Consider the following 16,368-nt stretch of genomic DNA (forward strand, 5'->3'; position numbering starts at 1 on the left):
TCGCCTCGTGCGGGTCAGCAATCATCATCCAAAGTCCTGGGTCCCGGCTTTCGCCGGGATGCACGGAAAATGGGTGTGGTGGCCGTTGCGCTCCTCCTGTCGGCCTGCGCCGCGCCGATGGTGCAGGCGCCGTCGACGCCGCCCGCCGGGTTCGCCGGGCCGCGCATCGAGGATCGCGCTCTGGTGGTCCGTGACGGCGCACGCCTGTCGTATCTGCGCTGGACGCCGGATGGGCCGCCGCGCGCGGTGGTGGTGGCCCTGCATGGCATGAACGACACCTACGCCGCCTTCCGCCTGGCCGGACCCTGGTGGGCTGAGCACGGGGTCGAGACCTGGGCCTATGACCAGCGCGGCTTCGGCCGTTCGCCGGGCAAGGGCGTCTGGGCCGGAGAGACGGCCATGACCGACGACCTGCGCGACGTCACGGCCCTGGTCCGGGCCGCGCGGCCGGGCGTTCCGGTGATCGTGGTGGGGGAAAGCATGGGCGGCTCGGTCGCCATCGCCGCCTTCGCCTCGGACGATCCGCCCGCCGCCGACCGCGTGCTGTTGCTGGCGCCGGGCGTCTGGGGCTGGTCCAGCCAGGGACCGCTGAACGGGGCGGCCCTGTGGGTCGCGGCCCGCGCCATGGGCGATCACGCCGTAGGGACGCCCGCATTCGTGACCCGCCGCATCCTGGCCTCGGACAATATGGTCGAGTTGATCCGCAACGGCCGCGATCCGGCCAGTGTGGTCCAGACCCGGTTCGACACCCTGTCCGGCCTGGTCGATCTGATGGAGACGGCCTCGACCCGCCTGGGCCAGGTTCGTCGTCCGACCTTGCTGATGTACGGAGCCGATGATCGGGTCGTCGCCAAGGGACCGATGCGCCGCGCCCTGGAACAGGCCGGCGACGCGCCGAACCTGCGCACCGCCTGGTACCCCCAGGGGCGCCATCTGCTGAACCGCGACCTGAACGCCGAGGTCGTCTATCGCGACGCCCTGGCCTTTTTCCTGGACCCGTCCCAGCCCTTGCCGTCCCGCCCGACGCCGGTGCTGGACGCGCTGGGCGGCCCGGTTCCACGATAAGGCCCAGCTTGCCGCCGCCCTGTGATCGGCGTATTTGGCGCGCAAAGAAAAATAAAACCCCAGGAAAGGCCTGTTATGGGCAAGACGCTGTTCGATTCCCCGTCCTTCGCGAATCACGAAGGCGTCCACAGCTTTTTCGATGAAAAAACAGGCCTGAAAGCCATTGTTGCGGTGCACTCAACCGCGCGCGGCCCGGCCGTCGGCGGCTGCCGCATGTGGGACTACGCCTCGTCGGCCGAGGCGCTGGAAGACGTGCTGCGCCTGTCCAAGGGCATGAGCTATAAGAACGCCGTCGCGGACCTGGAGATGGGCGGCGGCAAGTCGGTCATCATCGGCGACAGCCGCACCCAGAAGACCCCCGAACTGTTCCGCGCCTTCGGCCGCGCGCTGAACACCCTGGGCGGCTGCTATTACTCGGCCGAAGACGTGGGCGTATCGGTCGCCGACATCGCCGAGGCCCGCAAGGAGACGCCGTACGTCCTGGGCCTGAACGACGGGCCGGAAGCCTCGGGCGATCCCAGCCCGGTGACCGCCGAGGGCGTGTTCCGCTCGACCCTGGTGGCCGCCCGTCGGCTGTGGAGACAGGACGACCTGACCGGCCTGACCGTCGCGGTCCAGGGCATCGGCCACGTCGGCGGCTATCTGGCCGACAAGCTGCACAAGGCCGGGGCCAAGCTGGTCATGACCGACGTCAACACCGCCTTGCTGAGCGAAGTCGCCGCCCGCACCGGCGCCGAGATCGTGGCGCCGGACGCCATCTATGACGTCCAGGCCGACATCTACGCCCCCTGCGCCCTGGGCGCGACGTTGAACCCCGAGACGCTGGACCGGCTGACGGTCAAGGCGGTGGTCGGCGCCGCCAACAACCAATTGGCCACGGCCGACATCGGCCAGGCCCTGTTCGACCGCGGCATGCTGTACGCGCCCGACTATGTCGTCAACGGCGGCGGCATCATCAACGTCGCCTCCGAGATGAAGGCCCGCCAGACCGGCGGCGCCTATGATCCGGCCTGGGTCGAGGGCAAGCTGACCCGCCTGATGGAGACGCTGGAAGAGATCCTGGAGCGTTCGGCCGCCGAAAAGCGCCCGACCCACGAGATCGCCGACGCCATCGCCGAGGCCCGCATCCGCGCCGCCGCGGCCGACAAGGGCGAAGCCCGCAAGGCGGCCTGAGGCCCAAGACTCTCCCTCCCCGTTCGGGGAGGGTGGCGCGAAGCGCCGGGTGGGGAGGGCTAGGCGACACACGCACCGAGCCTGACGTGCCGAGCCGCCCCCACCCGTCTTCGCCTTCGGCTCAGACACCCTCCCCGCTCCGGGGAGGGAGAAAACTGCGTTCCGTGTCGAGACTTAACGCCCCATTTACCATGCGGGCGGCACTTTCTGCCTAGCGGGCGGATCGGTGACGCCCGCCAGTATCTGGGCGGGGACGCGTGGGCGGCTTTACAGCGGCGTTGCAACGGTTTGGGATCGGTCGTCTGACCGTGATGCTGGGCGTCGCCGCCGGCGTGGCGGCGGTGCTGGTGGCCGTGATGCTGCGCATCGGCCAGGCGCCCGACGCCCTGCTGTATTCCAACCTCGACCTGCAGGAGGCCGGCGAGGTCACCCAGGCCCTGGACCAGGCCGGGATCAAATACGCCAGCCGCGGCGACGGCTCGACCATCATGGTCCATCGCGACGAGGTCGGCACGGCCCGCATGCTGGCGGCGTCCAAAGGTCTCGTAACCTCCGGCTCGGTCGGCTATGAGATCTTCGACAACCAGTCGGTGCTGGGCCAGACCGAATTCCAGCAAAATCTCAATGAAAAGCGTGCTCTGGAAGGCGAACTTGCGCGCACCATCCTGTCCTATCGCGGCATCAGCACCGCCCGCGTCCACATCGTCATGCCGCGCCGCGAGATGTTCCAGGCCGAGGCTGCCGAACCGACGGCGGCCGTGGTCGTCGGCGTGGGCGGCCGCGCCCTGTCGGGCGATCAGGTCCAGGGCATCCGCAACGTCGTCGCCTCGTCCGTGCCGGGCCTGAAGCCCGAAAAGGTCACCGTCACCGACACCGCCAACCGCACCCTGGCCGCCGGCTCCGAGGGCGGCGAGTTCTCCAGCGCCTCGGCCGAAGAGGCCAAGGCCACCACCGAGGCCCAGCTTCAGGCCCGCATCAAGGACATCGTCGAGGGGGTCGTCGGCGTCGGCGCCGCCCGCGTCCAGGTCACGGCCGAAATCGACCACAGCCGCTCGACCACCCAGGAGCAGCGGTTCGATCCCGACGGCCAGGTCGTCCGCTCGACCTCGACCAACGGCACGGAAGACCAGGACACCACTGGCGTTTCCGACGGCGCCGCCACCGCGACCAACAACATTCCCGGCGGCCAGGCCCCGGCCACCACCCCGCTCGGCTCGCGTTCGACCGCCAACACCGAGACGACCAACTATGAGATCTCCAACACCACCACCACCACGGTGAAAGAGCCGGGCGAGATCAAGAAGTTGTCGGTCTCGGTCGCCGTGGACGGCAAATACACCCCGCCCGCCAACGGCCGGGGCGAGGGGACCTTCACGCCGCGTACGGCGGCCGAGATCGAACAGATCAAGGCCTTGGTCGCCGCCGCCGTCGGCATCGACGCCCAGCGCGGCGACAAGATCGAGGTCATCGGCCAGAGGTTCGCCCGCGACACCTCCGCCGCCGAGGGCGGGGCCGAGGCCAAGAACTCGCTGTTCGACTTCAACAAGAACGACATCATGCGCGGGGTCGAGCTTTTGGTCCTGCTGATCACCGGCCTGCTGCTGATCTTCTTCGTCCTGCGGCCTTTGCTGAAGACGGCGTCGGGCGGCATGGGCGCGCCTGCCCTGGCCGGCGCGGGCGGCGGGCCTTCGGTCGCCCATCTGCAAACCACTTTGGTCGGCGGCGGCGCGGGCGGCGCCGCGGGTCAGTTGGCCCCGCCCTCGGAGATGGATCAGCGCCTCGACATCGCCCGCATCGAGGGTCAGGTGAAGGCCTCCTCGGTCAAGAAGGTCGCCGAGTTCGTCGATAAACACCCCGACGAATCCACCGCCATCCTCCGCAGTTGGGTGCATGAAGGCTGATGGCCAGGCTGCTCAACAAAAAACCTGCGGTCGAGGACGTCCGAAAGCTGACGGGACCTGAAAAGGCCGCCGTCGTCCTGCTTTCGCTGGGCGAGGACCACACGCGCCTGTGGTCCAACCTGGATGAGGACGAGATCAAGGAGATCTCCCAGGCCATGGCCACCCTGGGCACGGTCTCGTCTCATGTGGTCGAAGAGCTGCTGGTCGAATTCGTCTCGGGCATGAGCGGCTCGGGTTCGGTCATGGGCAGTTTCGAGCAGACCCAGCGCCTGTTGACCGCCTTCATGCCCGCCGAACGCGTCGAAGGCCTGATGGAGGAGATCCGCGGTCCCGCCGGCCGCACCATGTGGGACAAGCTGGGCAATGTGAACGAGGCGGTTCTCGCCAACTATCTGAAGAACGAATACCCGCAGACGGTCGCGGTGGTCCTGTCCAAGATCAAGTCGGACCACGCCGCCCGCGTCCTGACCAGCCTGCCCGAGGACTTCGCCCTGGAATGCGTTCAGCGGATGCTGCGCATGGAGCCGGTCCAGCGCGAGATTCTGGACAAGATCGAACAGACCCTGCGCACCGAGTTCATGTCGAACCTGGCGCGCACCTCCAAGCGCGACAGCCACGAGATGATGGCCGAGATCTTCAACAGCTTCGATCGCCAGACCGAGGCCCGCTTCATCGGCGCGTTGGAGGAACGCAACCGCGAGGCGGCCGAGCGCATCCGCGCCCTGATGTTCGTGTTCGAGGATCTGGCCAAGCTGGACCCCGGCGGCATCCAGACCCTGTTGCGCGCGGTCGAGAAGGATCAGTTGGGCCTGGCCCTGAAAGGGTCCTCGGAATCCCTGCGCGAACTCTTCTTCTCCAACATGTCCGAGCGCGCCTCCAAGATCATGCGCGAGGACATGGACGCCATGGGTCCCGTCCGGCTGAAGGACGTCGACACCGCCCAGATGGCCATGGTCCAGGTGGCCAAGGATCTGGCCGCCAAGGGCGAGATCATGCTGGTCGGCCAGGGCAGCGACGACGAGTTGATCTACTGATGACCCAGTCCTCCTCCCTTCGCGGCCGGCCCTTCGCCTTCGACACCGAATTCAGCGACACCGGCGCCGTGCTGACCGCGTCGAGCTTCCGGCCGATCAAGCGCGCCTATGCGCCCGCCGAGGTCGAGGCTCTGGTCGCCCAGGCGCGGCTGGAAGCGCGCGAGGCGGCCTTGGGCGAGGTCGAGTCCATGCGCGCCATGGCCCTGTCGACCATCGCCCAGGCCCTGGCCCAGGCCATGCCGGCCCTGGCGGGCGTGGCCCAGGCGCACCGCGAACAGTCGGCCGAACTGGCCCTGACGGCCGGTCGGGTCGTCGCCGGAGCGGCGCTGGATCATTTCCCCCTGGGCCCGATGAAGACCGCGCTGGAGGCCCTGTCCCAAGAGATCGAGGCCTCGCCCCGGCTGGTGGTTCAGGCCGCCGGTCTGAGCGGCGAAACCCGCCACGCGATCGAAGCCCTGTGCGCCGATGCGGGCTTCGCGGGCGCCGTCCTGTTCCGCGAGGAGCCGATGTCGTCGCCCGCCGCCTTCCGCCTGGAATGGGCCGACGGCCGCGCCGACTACGACCCCGCCGCCGCCGCCGAGCGGATGGCCGCCGCCCTTTCCGCCGCCCTCGCCGCCGAGGCCGGCCATGCTGAAACCCTGCCTGATGGGAGCGCGCTGTGACGACGCCCGAAGACCTGGCCCTGGAGGAGTTTCCGGACTCCACCGCCCTGACCACCGCCGACGACATGAGCGAGAAGTCGGCCTCCGACCTGTCGACCGTCTTCGACGTGCCGGTGAACATTTCGGCCGTGCTGGGCAAGGCCCACATGTCGGTGGCCCAGTTGCTGAAGCTGAATCGCGGCAGCGTGCTGGAGCTGGACCGCAAGGTCGGCGAGGCCATCGACATCTTCGTCAACAACCGCCTGGTCGCCCGCGGCGAGGTCGTCGTCGTCGAGGACCGGCTGGGCGTGACCATGACGGAAATCATCAAGACCGAGGACTCGGGCGCCTGATCGGCCGCCTGCTGTAGAGATTTAGAGGAGAAGACCCATGCGGCTTCTGGTGGTTGGCAGACTGAGCGGGCAACTGGCCCAGGCCGTGAAGATGGCCATGGCCCACGGCGCCAAGGTCCAGCACGTCGAGCGCGCCGATCAGGCGACCGAGCAACTGCGGCGCGGGCAGGGGGCCGACCTCTTGATGGTCGACTACCGCATCGACATCGGCGCCCTGATCGCCGCCAATGACGCCGAGCGCATCCATGTGCCGGTGGTCGCCTGCGGCGTCGACGCCGGAGCCTCCGACGCCGCCGCCGCCATCAAGGCCGGGGCCAAGGAGTTCATTCCGCTTCCGCCCGACGCCGATCTGATCGCCGCCGTCCTGGCCGCCGTGGCCGACGACGAGCGGCCGATGATCTCGGCCGATCCGTCGATGAAGGCGGTCATCGCCCTGGCCGATCAGGTGGCCCGTTCGGAAGCCTCGATCCTGATCACCGGCGAAAGCGGCGTCGGCAAGGAGGTGATGGCCCGTCACCTGCACCAGAACTCGCGTCGCGCGGATAAACCCTTCATCAGCGTCAACTGCGCCGCCATTCCCGACAACCTGTTGGAATCCGAACTGTTCGGGCATGAGAAGGGCGCCTTCACCGGCGCCGTGGCTCGTCGCATCGGCAAGTTCGAAGAGGCCGACGGCGGCACCCTGCTGCTGGACGAAATTTCCGAGATGGACGCCCGGCTTCAGGCCAAGCTGCTGCGCGCGATCCAGGAACGGGTCATCGACCGCGTCGGCGGCGCCAAGCCGGTCAAGGTCGACATCCGCATCATCGCCACCTCCAACCGCGACCTGGCCCGCGCCGTGTCGGAAGGGACCTTCCGCGAGGACCTTCTGTACCGCCTGAACGTCGTGAACCTGCGGCTGCCCGCCCTGCGCGAGCGGCCGGGCGACATCGCCGTGCTGGCCGATCATTTCGTCAAGAAATACGCCGCCGCCAACGGCGTGCCGGTGCGCGCTCTGTCGGCTGACGCCCGCCGCGCCCTGGTCGCCCATCGCTGGACCGGCAACGTCCGCGAACTGGAGAACGCCATGCACCGGGCCGTCCTGCTGGCCGTCGGTCCCGAGATCGATGTCGAGGCCATCCGCCTGCCGGACGGTCAACCGTTGATCGGCGCCTCGACCCCCTCGACCTATGACGCCGGTCCCGCCGGACGCGCGGCCCAGGCGGCGGACGCCCTGACGCGGTCGATGGTCGGTCAGACGGTCGCTCAGATGGAGAAGACGCTGATCCTGGACACCCTGGGCCACTGCCTGGGCAACCGCACCCATGCGGCCAACATCCTGGGCATTTCGATCCGCACCCTGCGCAACAAGCTGAACGAATACGCCGACGAGGGCACGCCGATCCCGGCGCCCCAGTCCGGCGTCGCCGCCGGCTACGCCATCGGCATGGGCTGACGGCCATGTCCGGCGCCGACCGCAGAGCCGTTCTGACCGGCCTGGCCGCCGCCGGCCTGATGGGCTGTTCCGTGCGTGAAGAGGCGACGACGCCGATCCCCGCCGCGCCCGAGGTCTTCGACCTGTCCGCGCTGGAACGCGATCACGGCGGGCGTCTGGGTTTCGCGGCGCGCGACACCGGCACGGGCCGCACCCTGGCCTGGCGGGGCGAGGAGCGGTTCGTCTATTGCTCGACCTTCAAGATGTATCTGGCGGCCGCCACCCTGATCCGCGTTCAGAACGGCCAGGAAGATCTGGATCGCCAGGTCCCGATCACGCGCGCCGACATGATCAATCACGCGCCCGTCACCGAACCGGCCATCGGCTCGACCCTGTCGGTCGAACTGTTGATGAAGGGCACGGTCGAGGTCAGCGACAACCCCGCCGCCAACATCCTGCTCAAGGCCATGGGCGGACTGGAGGCGATGCAAGCCTTCTACCGCTCCATCGGCGACACGACGACGCGCGTCGACCGCTTCGAGCCTGAGATGAACCGCCTGGACGGCGACAAGGACACCATCCAACCGTTGCGCTCGGTGAACAATCTCCAACGCCTGTTCCTGTCGGCCGACACGCCCCTGGCGCCCGCGTCAAAGGCCAAGCTGCTGCGATGGATGTTCGACGCCCCGACCGGTCCCGACCGCATCAAGGCGGGGGTTCCCGACGGCTGGCGCGTGGCGCACAAGACCGGCACGGGCGGCTATGGCCCGACCAATGACATCGGCGTGCTGTACCCGCCGACGGGCGCGCCCATCGTGCTGGCCGTCTATTATCACGCCGCCCAGGACAGTCCGGCCAATGAGGGTGTGATCGCCCAGGCGGCGCGTTTGGCTCTGAAGGCGTTCGGTCATGGCTGATCGCCCCGACTCGCCGTCCACTGCACGTCAGTGGGGGCGTAGATGACCGACGCGGTGATCATGAAGGACGGCATGGCCCGTCCGACCGGCAAGGACATGCTGGGCTGGCTGGCGCGCGGCGAGGTCGGCATGGCCGTCGGCGTGATCGGCGTCGTCCTGCTGCTGATCCTGCCGGTGCCGAAATTCCTGCTGGATCTGCTGCTGGCGATCTCGCTGGTCTCGTCGGTGCTGATCCTGATGACCGCCGTGATGATGAAGAAGCCGCTGGACTTCGCCATCTTCCCCACGGTGCTGCTGGTTTCGACCCTGTTCCGCCTGGGTCTGAACCTGGCCTCGACGCGCCTGATCCTCAGCCACGGTCACGAAGGGCCGGAGTCCGCCGGTCAGGTGATCAAGGCCTTCGGCAGTCTGATGATGGGCGGCAGCTTCATCATCGGCATCATCATCTTCGCCATCATCCTGGTGGTGAATTTCGTGGTCATCACCAAGGGTTCGACCCGCATCGCCGAGGTCTCGGCCCGCTTCACCCTGGACTCCATGCCGGGCAAGCAGATGGCCATCGACGCCGATCTGTCGGCCGGTCTGATCACCGAGGACGAGGCCAAGAAGCGCCGCAAGGAGCTGGAGCAGGAATCGACCTTCTTCGGGGCCATGGACGGCGCCTCGAAATTCGTGCGCGGCGACGCCGTGGCCGGGCTGATCATCACCTTCATCAACGCCATCGGCGGCATTCTGATCGGCGTGGTCCAGCATCAGATGGCGTTTGGCGACGCGGCCAACGCCTATGTGCAACTGACCATCGGCGACGGCCTGGTGACCCAGGTCCCGGCCATCATCATCTCGATCGCCGCCGGCTTCCTGGTGTCCAAGGCGGGCGTCGAGGGCACGGCGGACAAGGCCCTGGTCAGCCAGCTCGCCACCAACCCCGTCAGCCTGGGCGTGGTCTCGGGCGCGGCGGGCCTGATCGGTCTGATTCCCGGCATGCCCCTGATCCCCTTCGCCGCCCTGGCGATCGGTTCGGGCGTCATGGCCTGGCGCCTGGGCCGCGACCGGCTGAAACCCCAGGGACCGACCGAGGCCGAGGCCGCCGCCGCCGCCAAGCCCAAGGATGATGTCGAGGAACCCATCGGCACGGCCCTGACCATCGACGAGGTCAAGATCGAGCTGGGCTATTCCCTGTTGTCGCTGATCAACGATCTGGAGGGCCGCCGCCTGACCGATCAGGTCCGCGCCCTGCGCCGCTCATTGGCGCAGGAGTACGGCTTCGTCATGCCGTCGGTGCGCATTCTCGACAACATGCGCCTGCCGACCCAGGGCTACGCCATCCGCATCAAGGAGATGGAGGCCGGCCAGGGCGAGGTGCGCCTGGGCCAGTTGATGGCGATGGACCCGGCGGGCCGCCAGGTCGAACTGCCCGGCGAACACACGCGCGAACCGGCCTTCGGCCTGCCCGCCACCTGGATCGACGAGAGCTTGCGCGAAGAGGCCACCTTCCGCGGCTACACCATCGTCGATCCGTCGACGGTGCTGACCACCCACCTGACCGAGATCCTCAAGGAGAACATGGCCGACCTGCTGTCCTACGCCGAGGTCTCCAAACTGCTGAAGGAGGTCGGGGCGGAAGAGAAGAAGCTGGTCGAGGAGCTGATCCCGGCGGTCGTCACCACCACCACGCTGCAACGGGTGCTTCAGGCCCTGCTGCGCGAGAAGGTCTCGATCCGCGACCTGGGCGCCATCCTGGAAGGTCTGGCCGAGGCGGCGCCCCACACCACCAGCGTCACCGGCCTGGTCGAGCACGTGCGCGGCCGCCTGGCCCGGCAACTGTGCTGGCAGCACAAGGGCGACGACGGCGCCTTGCCCATCGTCACCCTGTCGCCGGAATGGGAGGCCGCCTTCGCCGAAAGCCTGGTCGGTCAGGGCGAGGAGAAACAGTTGGCCATGGCCCCGTCGCGCCTTCAGGACTTCATCCGCAGCGTCCGCGACGTGTTCGAACGCGCGGCCATGGCGGGCGAAACGGCCGTGTTGCTGACCGGCCCGGCGATCCGGCCCTACGTCCGCTCGATCATCGAACGGTTCCGCGGCCAGACCGTGGTCATGAGCCAGAACGAGATCCACCCCAAGGCCCGTCTGCGCACCATCGGCACGGTCTGATCTTCCTTCTCCTCCTAAGGAGGGAAGGCGTCTAGTTCACCTGCGTCCAGCCACCGGCGGAGGCGTTGCGCGCCTGTTCGTTGGCGGGGCGGGCGATCAGGCCGGACTGGGTCAGCCAGACCTCGTAGCGCGCGCCCTCGGCCATCGGCATATAGGCCGCGCCGCCGTACAGGGTGTCCACCGGATCGACCCATTTGCGGTATTTGCGCGCCGCGTCCCAGACGTCGATGCGCCAGGGCAGGGGACCCACATCCTCGACCGGCCGCAGCGAGTGCACGCTGCGCACGCCGTTGATCTCCTGCTCGATGGATTGGTAACGGCCCGACAGGCGGTCCAGCCGGTACTGGCTGTCCAGCCCCAGCACATTGGCCCACGGCTTCCATTTCAGCACCTGGGCCTCGACCCGCCATTCGTCGCCGTGCAGCGGATAGACGGTGGTTGTGGCGGGATGAGCGTCTCCCATGGCGGGCTGGACCACCGTGGCCTCGAAATATTGCGGACCCATCTGTTTCAACTGCAGGGTCGCCACCGGCTGTTCATAGGTCAGCCGCCCATAGGTCTGGACGTTCAGCCCGGCCAGGGCCGCGACGGACGCCGCGAACAGGGCCGCTCCGCCGACGGTCGTGCCCAGCAGGCCGCTGAAGAACCGGCCTCGGAACAGCCCGCCCAGACTGGACAGAACCAGGATCAGCCCCAAGCCGCCGACGACGGCCGGCAGTATCCACCACCACCAGATCATGCGTGTCTTCCCGATTGCCGAACGGCCAGCCTAACCCAAGACCGGGGTATTGCGCAGCTTGTTCTCCTATTGCGTGTCGCGGGCGGCTCGTCGCCTGGCGGGCGAACGCCCAAGTTTGGCCCCAAGGCCGCTCCAGCGTCCGGCCCGACTTGACCCGAGCCGGGAGGGGGGACCGTGCTGATCGCCGCCATGCTGATGCAGGCCGCCGTGGCGGCTCCGACGCTCGACCCGGCCTTGCCGACCGCCGTGGCCGCCGCGCGGGCGGTCGTCTCGGGTCCCGCTCGCGACCTCTGGCAGGATTGGGACGGCGCGCCCTTCGGCGTCCTGATCGTCCAGCCGCAGGTCGAGACCCTGTTCTGTCACCTCGGCCCTGCGGCGACGTTCACGCCCGGCCCGGCCGATCCGGCGACGGGCTGCGCCACGGCCTGGCGCGCCCGCACCTTCGCGGTCGGTCTGCGTGCCGCCTTTCCGGCCGTGGACGGTCGGCCCACGGTGGTGATCGGCCTGCCTGAGACCACGGACCTGACCCTGCCCGAGTGGCAGGCCACCATCCTGCACGAGCATTTTCATCAGTGGCAGACCAGCCGCCCCGGCTATTACGAGCGGGTCGAGGCGCTGGGCTTGCGCGGCGACGACCAGACCGGGACCTGGATGCTCGACTATCCCTTCCCCTACGCCCGCAAGGATGTGGCGGCCGCCTTCGCCCAGGCCTCCCTGGCCCTGGCCGTCGCCGTCGAGGCGCGCGGCGGCCCGGCCTTCGCCGGCGCCTTCGAGGTCTATATGCAGGCCCGCAAACGCTTGGCCGCCGCGGTCGACGAGCGCGACTGGCGCTATTTCGAATTCCAGCTCTGGCAGGAGGGCGTGGCCCGCTGGTCCGAGATCGAGGCGGCCGCCCTGTCGCCCGATCCGGCGGTGCGCCGGGCCGCCGCCGCGCGCCGCGCCTCGACGCTGCAACAGTTGAAATCGCCGGACCTGGCCGGGCGGGGGCGGGTCGCCGTCTATCCCTATGGCGCGGGCGAGGCCATGCTGCTGGAGGCCTGCGATCCGGTCTGGCGCAGGCTCTATGTCGATCACGTCAGCCTGAAGCCGTTGCTGGATCAGGCCCGCGCGGCCTGCGTCATCGGCGCCTGAAGCGGGATCGGCCTCAGTCCCGTCCGCCGATCCTGAGGCGCAGGCCTTCCTGATCGCTCGAACCCAACGGGCGGCAGTCCTGGGTCCAGGCCACGCCCTGGCCCTGACGTTGCGGTCGGGTGCGGCAGTCCTGTTCGGGCGCCTGGCGGACGGCCGGTTCGCGGCGCGGGGCGTTGCAGGCCAGGGCGTAGTTGCCATCCGGCCGCGGCCCGCAGTCCGTCAGTTGCGCCGCCGGTCTCAGGCCGTCCGGCAGGTCGTCGCCCAAGACGGCGTACAGATCGGCGCGAACCCGCGCCTGACAGGCGCCCATGTCTTCGGTTCCGCGCACCAGGGGACTGCATTGCGCCCGCTCCCAGGCGAAGGGATCGGCCCTGGCCCAGTCCGGCAGGTCGGGCAGGGGCGTCGCCGGCGCTTCGACCGTGGGCGCGGGCGCGGCGGCCTGTTCCCACACCACGCCGCCGGGGGCGGACTGCACCATCAGCACGGCGGCGATCATGGCGGTCATCAGCATGACGGCGTCCCTTTCGAATTCGAGACCATTCTAGCACGTCTCAGCGCGTCAGGGCGCGCATCGCCTGGTCCAGCCCGTCCAGCGTCAGGGGGAACATCCGCTCATCCATCAGCTCGCGCAGCATGCCGGTCGACGGCGTATAGCCCCAATACCGCTCGGCCACCGGGTTCAGCCACACCGACTTCTCCCACTGCTGGCGCGCCCGGCGCATCCACACCGCGCCCGCCTCTTCATTCCAGTGCTCGACCGAGCCGCCGGGCATGGTCACCTCATACGGACTCATCGAGGCGTCGCCGACGAAGACCGCGCGCCAGTCGCCGGGGTATTTGTGGATCAGGTCCCAGGTCGGGATGCGCTCGGCGTGCCGACGCCGATTGTCCTTCCACACCCCTTCGTAGAGGCAGTTGTGGAAGTAGAAGAACTCCAGGTTCTTGAACTCGGTCCTGGCCGCCGAGAACAGCTCCTCGCACAGCTTCACATGGGCGTCCATCGAACCGCCGATGTCCAGGAACAGCAGCACCTTGATCGTGTTGCGCCGTTCCGGCCGCATGCGGATGTCCAGCCAGCCCTGACGCGCCGTGCCGTCGATGGTGCCGTCCATGTCCAGCTCTTCCGCCGCCCCCTCGCGGGCGAAGCGGCGCAGGCGGCGCAGGGCCACCTTGATGTTGCGCGTGCCCAGTTCGACCGTGTCGTCCAGGTTCCTGTACTCGCGCTTTTCCCAGACCTTGACCGCCCGGCCCTGACGCGACGTCCCGCCGATGCGCACGCCCTCGGGATTGTAGCCGCCGTTGCCGAACGGGCTGGTTCCGCCCGTGCCGATCCAGCGGTTGCCGCCCTCGTGGCGGCCCTGCTGTTCCTCCAGCCGCTGCTTCAGCGTCTCCATCAGCTTGTCGAACCCGCCCAGGGCCTCGATCTGGGCCTTCTCCTCGTCGGTCAGGTATTTCTCGTTCAACAGCCGCAACCAGTCGTCGGGGATGGCGGCGGAAACCTCCTCGCCCGGCCCGAGGCTCTCTATGCCCTTGAACGCCTTGGCGAAGGCCTGGTCGAACCGGTCATAGTGTTTCTCGTCCTTGACCAGCACCGCCCGCGACAGGTGATAGAAGTCCTCGACCCGGCCCCCGGCCACATCGCGGTCCATCGCCTCCATCAGATGCAGCCATTCCTTCATCGACACCGGAACCCGGTGGTCGCGCAGGGCGGTGAAGAAGGGGATCAGCATCAGGCGGCGTCTATAAGCTGTCGCAGGTCGATCAGGACCGATCGAAGATCAGCCGCATCATCCACGGCCAAGCCGAAAATCGTCAGTCGATCGACCGATTGGTATCGATGGGCGATGCGGTGACGGAGCGAGATGATGCTTGGCCAGGGTGCGGCGGCTGCCTTGGCTTTCGTCGCGCTGGTCAATGTGTTGGCGCATTCGCCGACGACCAGAAAGTTCAGTGCGACCGCATCCTGAACAAGGGCATTCGACAGAAATTCATCGGTCGAGACGCTGGCGGTGTAAACTGCGACCTTATCCAGCGCCTCGATCATGACGTCGAGCAACGCTAGGTCATTGTCGGTGTCAGATCGCAATGGCGTCGCTCTCGGCGTGATTTCGGACACGTTCGGTCATGGCTCTGGCCGTGCCCATTTCGACGCGCGCACCGACCGCCGTCGAGAGGTCTTCTTCGATGCTGAAGAATCGGAACCCCAAAGGTTTGGCGAGGTCCACCAACAGATCCACATCGCTGTCCGGTCCCGCCTCGTCGCGCGCATAGCTGCCGAACAGGCGCACGTTGACGATGCCCTGCTCTTCCAGCCAGGGCTTCAGTTCGCGCAGCTTGGTCAGCAGTTCGTCCCGCGTCATGGCGGGAATATAGTCTATCCGCGCCGCAGAATGAACTCGTCGTCCAGCCAGTCGCCGACCGGGTACTGGTATTCGCCGGCCTTGTGGAAGCCATAGGCGGCGTACAGTTTCTGCGCTTTCAGATTGCCGCTCCAGACGCCGATCCACAGCGGCCCGTCGCCGTTCGCCTCCATCCAGTCCAGGGCGAGGTCGAACAATCGCGTGCCCAGGCCCAGGCCCTGGGCCGCCTTGGACACATACAGCCGCCGCAACTCGGCGTGGCCGGGCGTCGCATCCGGGTGGGGCAGGCCGTTGGGACCGGCGTTGGCGAAGGCGACGATCTGGCCGTCCCGCTCGCCGGCCCACCAGGCCTCGGCCGGATCAGCCAGGCGCGCCCGGGTGGTCTCGATATCGAAACTCTTGGCGAAAAAGGCCTTCAGGTCCGCCTCGGGATAGGGGATGGCGAACCCCTCGACGAAGGTCTCGATGAAGGTGCGCCGCCCCACTTCGGTCAGTGCCAGAGCGTCTTCGGGACGGGCGCGGCGGATCAGGGTCTCGACCATGGCCGCCGCATACACGCTTTGGTCAACGGCGGCGACAGCGACATCGGCTCCGCCTATCATCGCGCCGATGCCCGCGACCCTGTTCACCCATCCCGACATGCTGGCCCACGACACCGGCCTGGGTCACCCGGAGCGGTCCCAGCGCCTGACCGCCGTGCTGGACGCCCTGGGCGACGCGGGCTTGGCCGCCGACGGCCGCGCCGCGACCGAGGCTTCGGTTCCCGACCTGACCCGTCTGCATCCGGCCGCCTATGTCCAGGCCGTGCTGGACGCCGCGCCCGCCTCGGGCATGGTCCGGCTGGACGCCGACACGGTGATGTCGCCCGGCAGCCTGCGCGCCGCCCGTCTGGCGGCTGGGGCGGTGATCGACGCCGTCCGGGCCGTGGCGGGAGGAGAGACGGCCCGCGCCTTCGCCGCCGTGCGCCCGCCCGGCCACCATGCGGAGCCGGGACGGTCGATGGGGTTCTGCATCTTCTCCAACGTCGCCGTCGCCGCCCGCGTAGCCCAGGCGGAAGGCCTGGCGCGGATCGCCGTCATCGATTTCGACGTCCACCACGGCAACGGCACTCAGGCGGCCTTCGAATCGGACGCCGGCCTGTTCCTGGGGTCGATCCACCAGGCGCCGCTCTATCCCGGCACGGGCCTGGAAACCGAGACCGGCGTCGGCAACATCGTCAACCGCACCATCGCCCCCCATGCCAGCCGTCAGGACTGGCGCGCCGCCTTCTCGGACGGGCTGATGCCGGCGCTGGACGCGTTCGCGCCGGACCTGATCCTGATCTCGGCGGGATTCGACGCCCATCGCCGCGACCCGTTGGCGCACCAGTCGCTGGAGGCCGAGGATTTCGCCTGGGCGACCCGCGCCGTCGTCGAGGTCGCGCGCGCCCGATGCGGCGGCAAGGTTGTCTCCTCGCTTGAGGGCGGCTACGACCTTGAAGGACTGGGCC

Annotated in this window: 17 protein-coding genes; 11 read left to right on the forward strand and 6 right to left on the reverse strand. The window is 68.4% G+C overall.

Annotated features, from left to right (window positions below; all coding sequences use genetic code 11):
- The first annotated feature begins 69 nt into the window (after positions 1 to 69).
- The 9 genes from V7D63_RS08920 (at position 70) to flhA (ending at position 10,649) form a co-directional block, all read left to right on the forward strand.
- Positions 70 to 1,065 (forward strand): alpha/beta fold hydrolase, encoded by a 996-nt coding sequence (locus V7D63_RS08920; protein WP_333591918.1) that lies wholly within the window; start codon positions 70 to 72, stop codon positions 1,063 to 1,065.
- Positions 1,066 to 1,140: 75 nt separating this feature from the next.
- A complete protein-coding gene (locus V7D63_RS08925) occupies positions 1,141 to 2,238 on the forward strand; it encodes a Glu/Leu/Phe/Val family dehydrogenase (protein WP_333591919.1) in 1,098 nt (365 codons plus the stop codon).
- A 257-nt stretch (positions 2,239 to 2,495) separates the two neighbouring features.
- Positions 2,496 to 4,139, forward strand: coding sequence for a flagellar basal-body MS-ring/collar protein FliF (fliF, locus tag V7D63_RS08930; RefSeq protein WP_333591920.1), 1,644 nt, complete (start codon positions 2,496 to 2,498; stop codon positions 4,137 to 4,139).
- A complete protein-coding gene (gene fliG, locus V7D63_RS08935) occupies positions 4,139 to 5,173 on the forward strand; it encodes a flagellar motor switch protein FliG (protein ID WP_333591921.1) in 1,035 nt (344 codons plus the stop codon). Before fliF ends, fliG begins: the two co-directional genes overlap by 1 nt.
- Positions 5,173 to 5,835, forward strand: a complete 663-nt coding sequence (locus tag V7D63_RS08940) for a flagellar assembly protein FlbE (protein ID WP_333591922.1) — start codon at positions 5,173 to 5,175, stop codon at positions 5,833 to 5,835. The genes fliG and V7D63_RS08940 overlap by 1 nt, the downstream gene beginning before the upstream one ends.
- Before the next feature lie 65 nt (positions 5,836 to 5,900).
- Positions 5,901 to 6,167 carry a flagellar motor switch protein FliN gene (gene fliN / locus V7D63_RS08945; protein WP_333591934.1) on the forward strand — a complete coding sequence of 89 codons (267 nt, stop codon included), beginning with the start codon at positions 5,901 to 5,903 and terminating at the stop codon, positions 6,165 to 6,167.
- 37 nt (positions 6,168 to 6,204) lie between these two features.
- Complete coding sequence (gene flbD, locus V7D63_RS08950) at positions 6,205 to 7,602, forward strand: sigma-54-dependent transcriptional regulator FlbD (protein WP_333591923.1); 1,398 nt, start codon at positions 6,205 to 6,207, stop codon at positions 7,600 to 7,602.
- A gap of 5 nt (positions 7,603 to 7,607) precedes the next feature.
- Positions 7,608 to 8,498: a class A beta-lactamase gene (bla, locus tag V7D63_RS08955; RefSeq protein WP_333591924.1), complete on the forward strand. Its 891-nt coding sequence runs from the start codon at positions 7,608 to 7,610 to the stop codon at positions 8,496 to 8,498.
- Between the two features lie 60 nt (positions 8,499 to 8,558).
- Positions 8,559 to 10,649 (forward strand): flagellar biosynthesis protein FlhA, encoded by a 2,091-nt coding sequence (flhA, locus tag V7D63_RS08960; RefSeq protein ID WP_333591935.1) that lies wholly within the window; start codon positions 8,559 to 8,561, stop codon positions 10,647 to 10,649.
- A gap of 31 nt (positions 10,650 to 10,680) precedes the next feature.
- Here flhA and V7D63_RS08965 read toward each other — a convergent pair whose 3' ends face one another.
- A complete protein-coding gene (locus V7D63_RS08965; protein WP_333591925.1) occupies positions 10,681 to 11,388 on the reverse strand; it encodes a hypothetical protein in 708 nt (235 codons plus the stop codon).
- Positions 11,389 to 11,562: 174 nt separating this feature from the next.
- On the opposite strand from V7D63_RS08965, the gene V7D63_RS08970 reads away from it, so the two are divergent.
- The gene (locus tag V7D63_RS08970) at positions 11,563 to 12,519 is read left to right on the forward strand and encodes a hypothetical protein (protein ID WP_333591926.1); all 957 of its coding nucleotides are present in this window, start codon (positions 11,563 to 11,565) and stop codon (positions 12,517 to 12,519) included.
- A gap of 13 nt (positions 12,520 to 12,532) precedes the next feature.
- Here V7D63_RS08970 and V7D63_RS08975 read toward each other — a convergent pair whose 3' ends face one another.
- Genes V7D63_RS08975 through V7D63_RS08995 form a run of 5 tightly spaced genes read right to left on the reverse strand, consistent with a single transcriptional unit; the run spans position 12,533 to position 15,421 of the window.
- A complete protein-coding gene (locus tag V7D63_RS08975) occupies positions 12,533 to 13,030 on the reverse strand; it encodes a hypothetical protein (protein ID WP_333591927.1) in 498 nt (165 codons plus the stop codon).
- A gap of 40 nt (positions 13,031 to 13,070) precedes the next feature.
- Positions 13,071 to 14,249, reverse strand: a complete 1,179-nt coding sequence (locus tag V7D63_RS08980) for a vWA domain-containing protein (RefSeq protein WP_333591928.1) — start codon at positions 14,247 to 14,249, stop codon at positions 13,071 to 13,073.
- The gene (locus V7D63_RS08985; RefSeq protein WP_333591929.1) at positions 14,249 to 14,575 is read right to left on the reverse strand and encodes a HepT-like ribonuclease domain-containing protein; all 327 of its coding nucleotides are present in this window, start codon (positions 14,573 to 14,575) and stop codon (positions 14,249 to 14,251) included. Before V7D63_RS08985 ends, V7D63_RS08980 begins: the two co-directional genes overlap by 1 nt.
- Positions 14,576 to 14,594: 19 nt before the next feature.
- Entirely contained in the window at positions 14,595 to 14,879 is a 285-nt protein-coding gene (locus tag V7D63_RS08990) for a nucleotidyltransferase family protein (RefSeq protein WP_333591930.1), read from the reverse strand.
- 14 nt (positions 14,880 to 14,893) lie between these two features.
- Entirely contained in the window at positions 14,894 to 15,421 is a 528-nt protein-coding gene (locus tag V7D63_RS08995; protein ID WP_333591931.1) for a GNAT family N-acetyltransferase, read from the reverse strand.
- 67 nt (positions 15,422 to 15,488) lie between these two features.
- Here V7D63_RS08995 and V7D63_RS09000 point away from each other — a divergent pair.
- A partial coding sequence (locus tag V7D63_RS09000; RefSeq protein ID WP_333591932.1) for a histone deacetylase family protein occupies positions 15,489 to 16,368 on the forward strand: 880 nt, incomplete at its 3' end.

Source organism: Brevundimonas sp., from assembly GCF_036732845.1.
GTDB lineage: Bacteria > Pseudomonadota > Alphaproteobacteria > Caulobacterales > Caulobacteraceae > Brevundimonas.

Coding starts and splice junctions, on each gene's coding strand:
- V7D63_RS08940 (WP_333591922.1), top strand. CDS start 5,173: ATGACCCAGTCCTCCTCCCTTCGCGGCCGGCCCTTCGCCTTCGACACC.
- V7D63_RS08990 (WP_333591930.1), bottom strand. CDS start 14,879: ATGACGCGGGACGAACTGCTGACCAAGCTGCGCGAACTGAAGCCCTGG.
- bla (WP_333591924.1), top strand. CDS start 7,608: ATGTCCGGCGCCGACCGCAGAGCCGTTCTGACCGGCCTGGCCGCCGCC.
- fliG (WP_333591921.1), top strand. CDS start 4,139: ATGGCCAGGCTGCTCAACAAAAAACCTGCGGTCGAGGACGTCCGAAAG.
- flbD (WP_333591923.1), top strand. CDS start 6,205: ATGCGGCTTCTGGTGGTTGGCAGACTGAGCGGGCAACTGGCCCAGGCC.
- V7D63_RS08995 (WP_333591931.1), bottom strand. CDS start 15,421: ATGGTCGAGACCCTGATCCGCCGCGCCCGTCCCGAAGACGCTCTGGCA.
- V7D63_RS08980 (WP_333591928.1), bottom strand. CDS start 14,249: ATGCTGATCCCCTTCTTCACCGCCCTGCGCGACCACCGGGTTCCGGTG.
- V7D63_RS08925 (WP_333591919.1), top strand. CDS start 1,141: ATGGGCAAGACGCTGTTCGATTCCCCGTCCTTCGCGAATCACGAAGGC.
- flhA (WP_333591935.1), top strand. CDS start 8,559: ATGAAGGACGGCATGGCCCGTCCGACCGGCAAGGACATGCTGGGCTGG.
- V7D63_RS08920 (WP_333591918.1), top strand. CDS start 70: ATGGGTGTGGTGGCCGTTGCGCTCCTCCTGTCGGCCTGCGCCGCGCCG.
- V7D63_RS08965 (WP_333591925.1), bottom strand. CDS start 11,388: ATGATCTGGTGGTGGTGGATACTGCCGGCCGTCGTCGGCGGCTTGGGG.
- V7D63_RS08975 (WP_333591927.1), bottom strand. CDS start 13,030: ATGCTGATGACCGCCATGATCGCCGCCGTGCTGATGGTGCAGTCCGCC.
- fliN (WP_333591934.1), top strand. CDS start 5,901: ATGAGCGAGAAGTCGGCCTCCGACCTGTCGACCGTCTTCGACGTGCCG.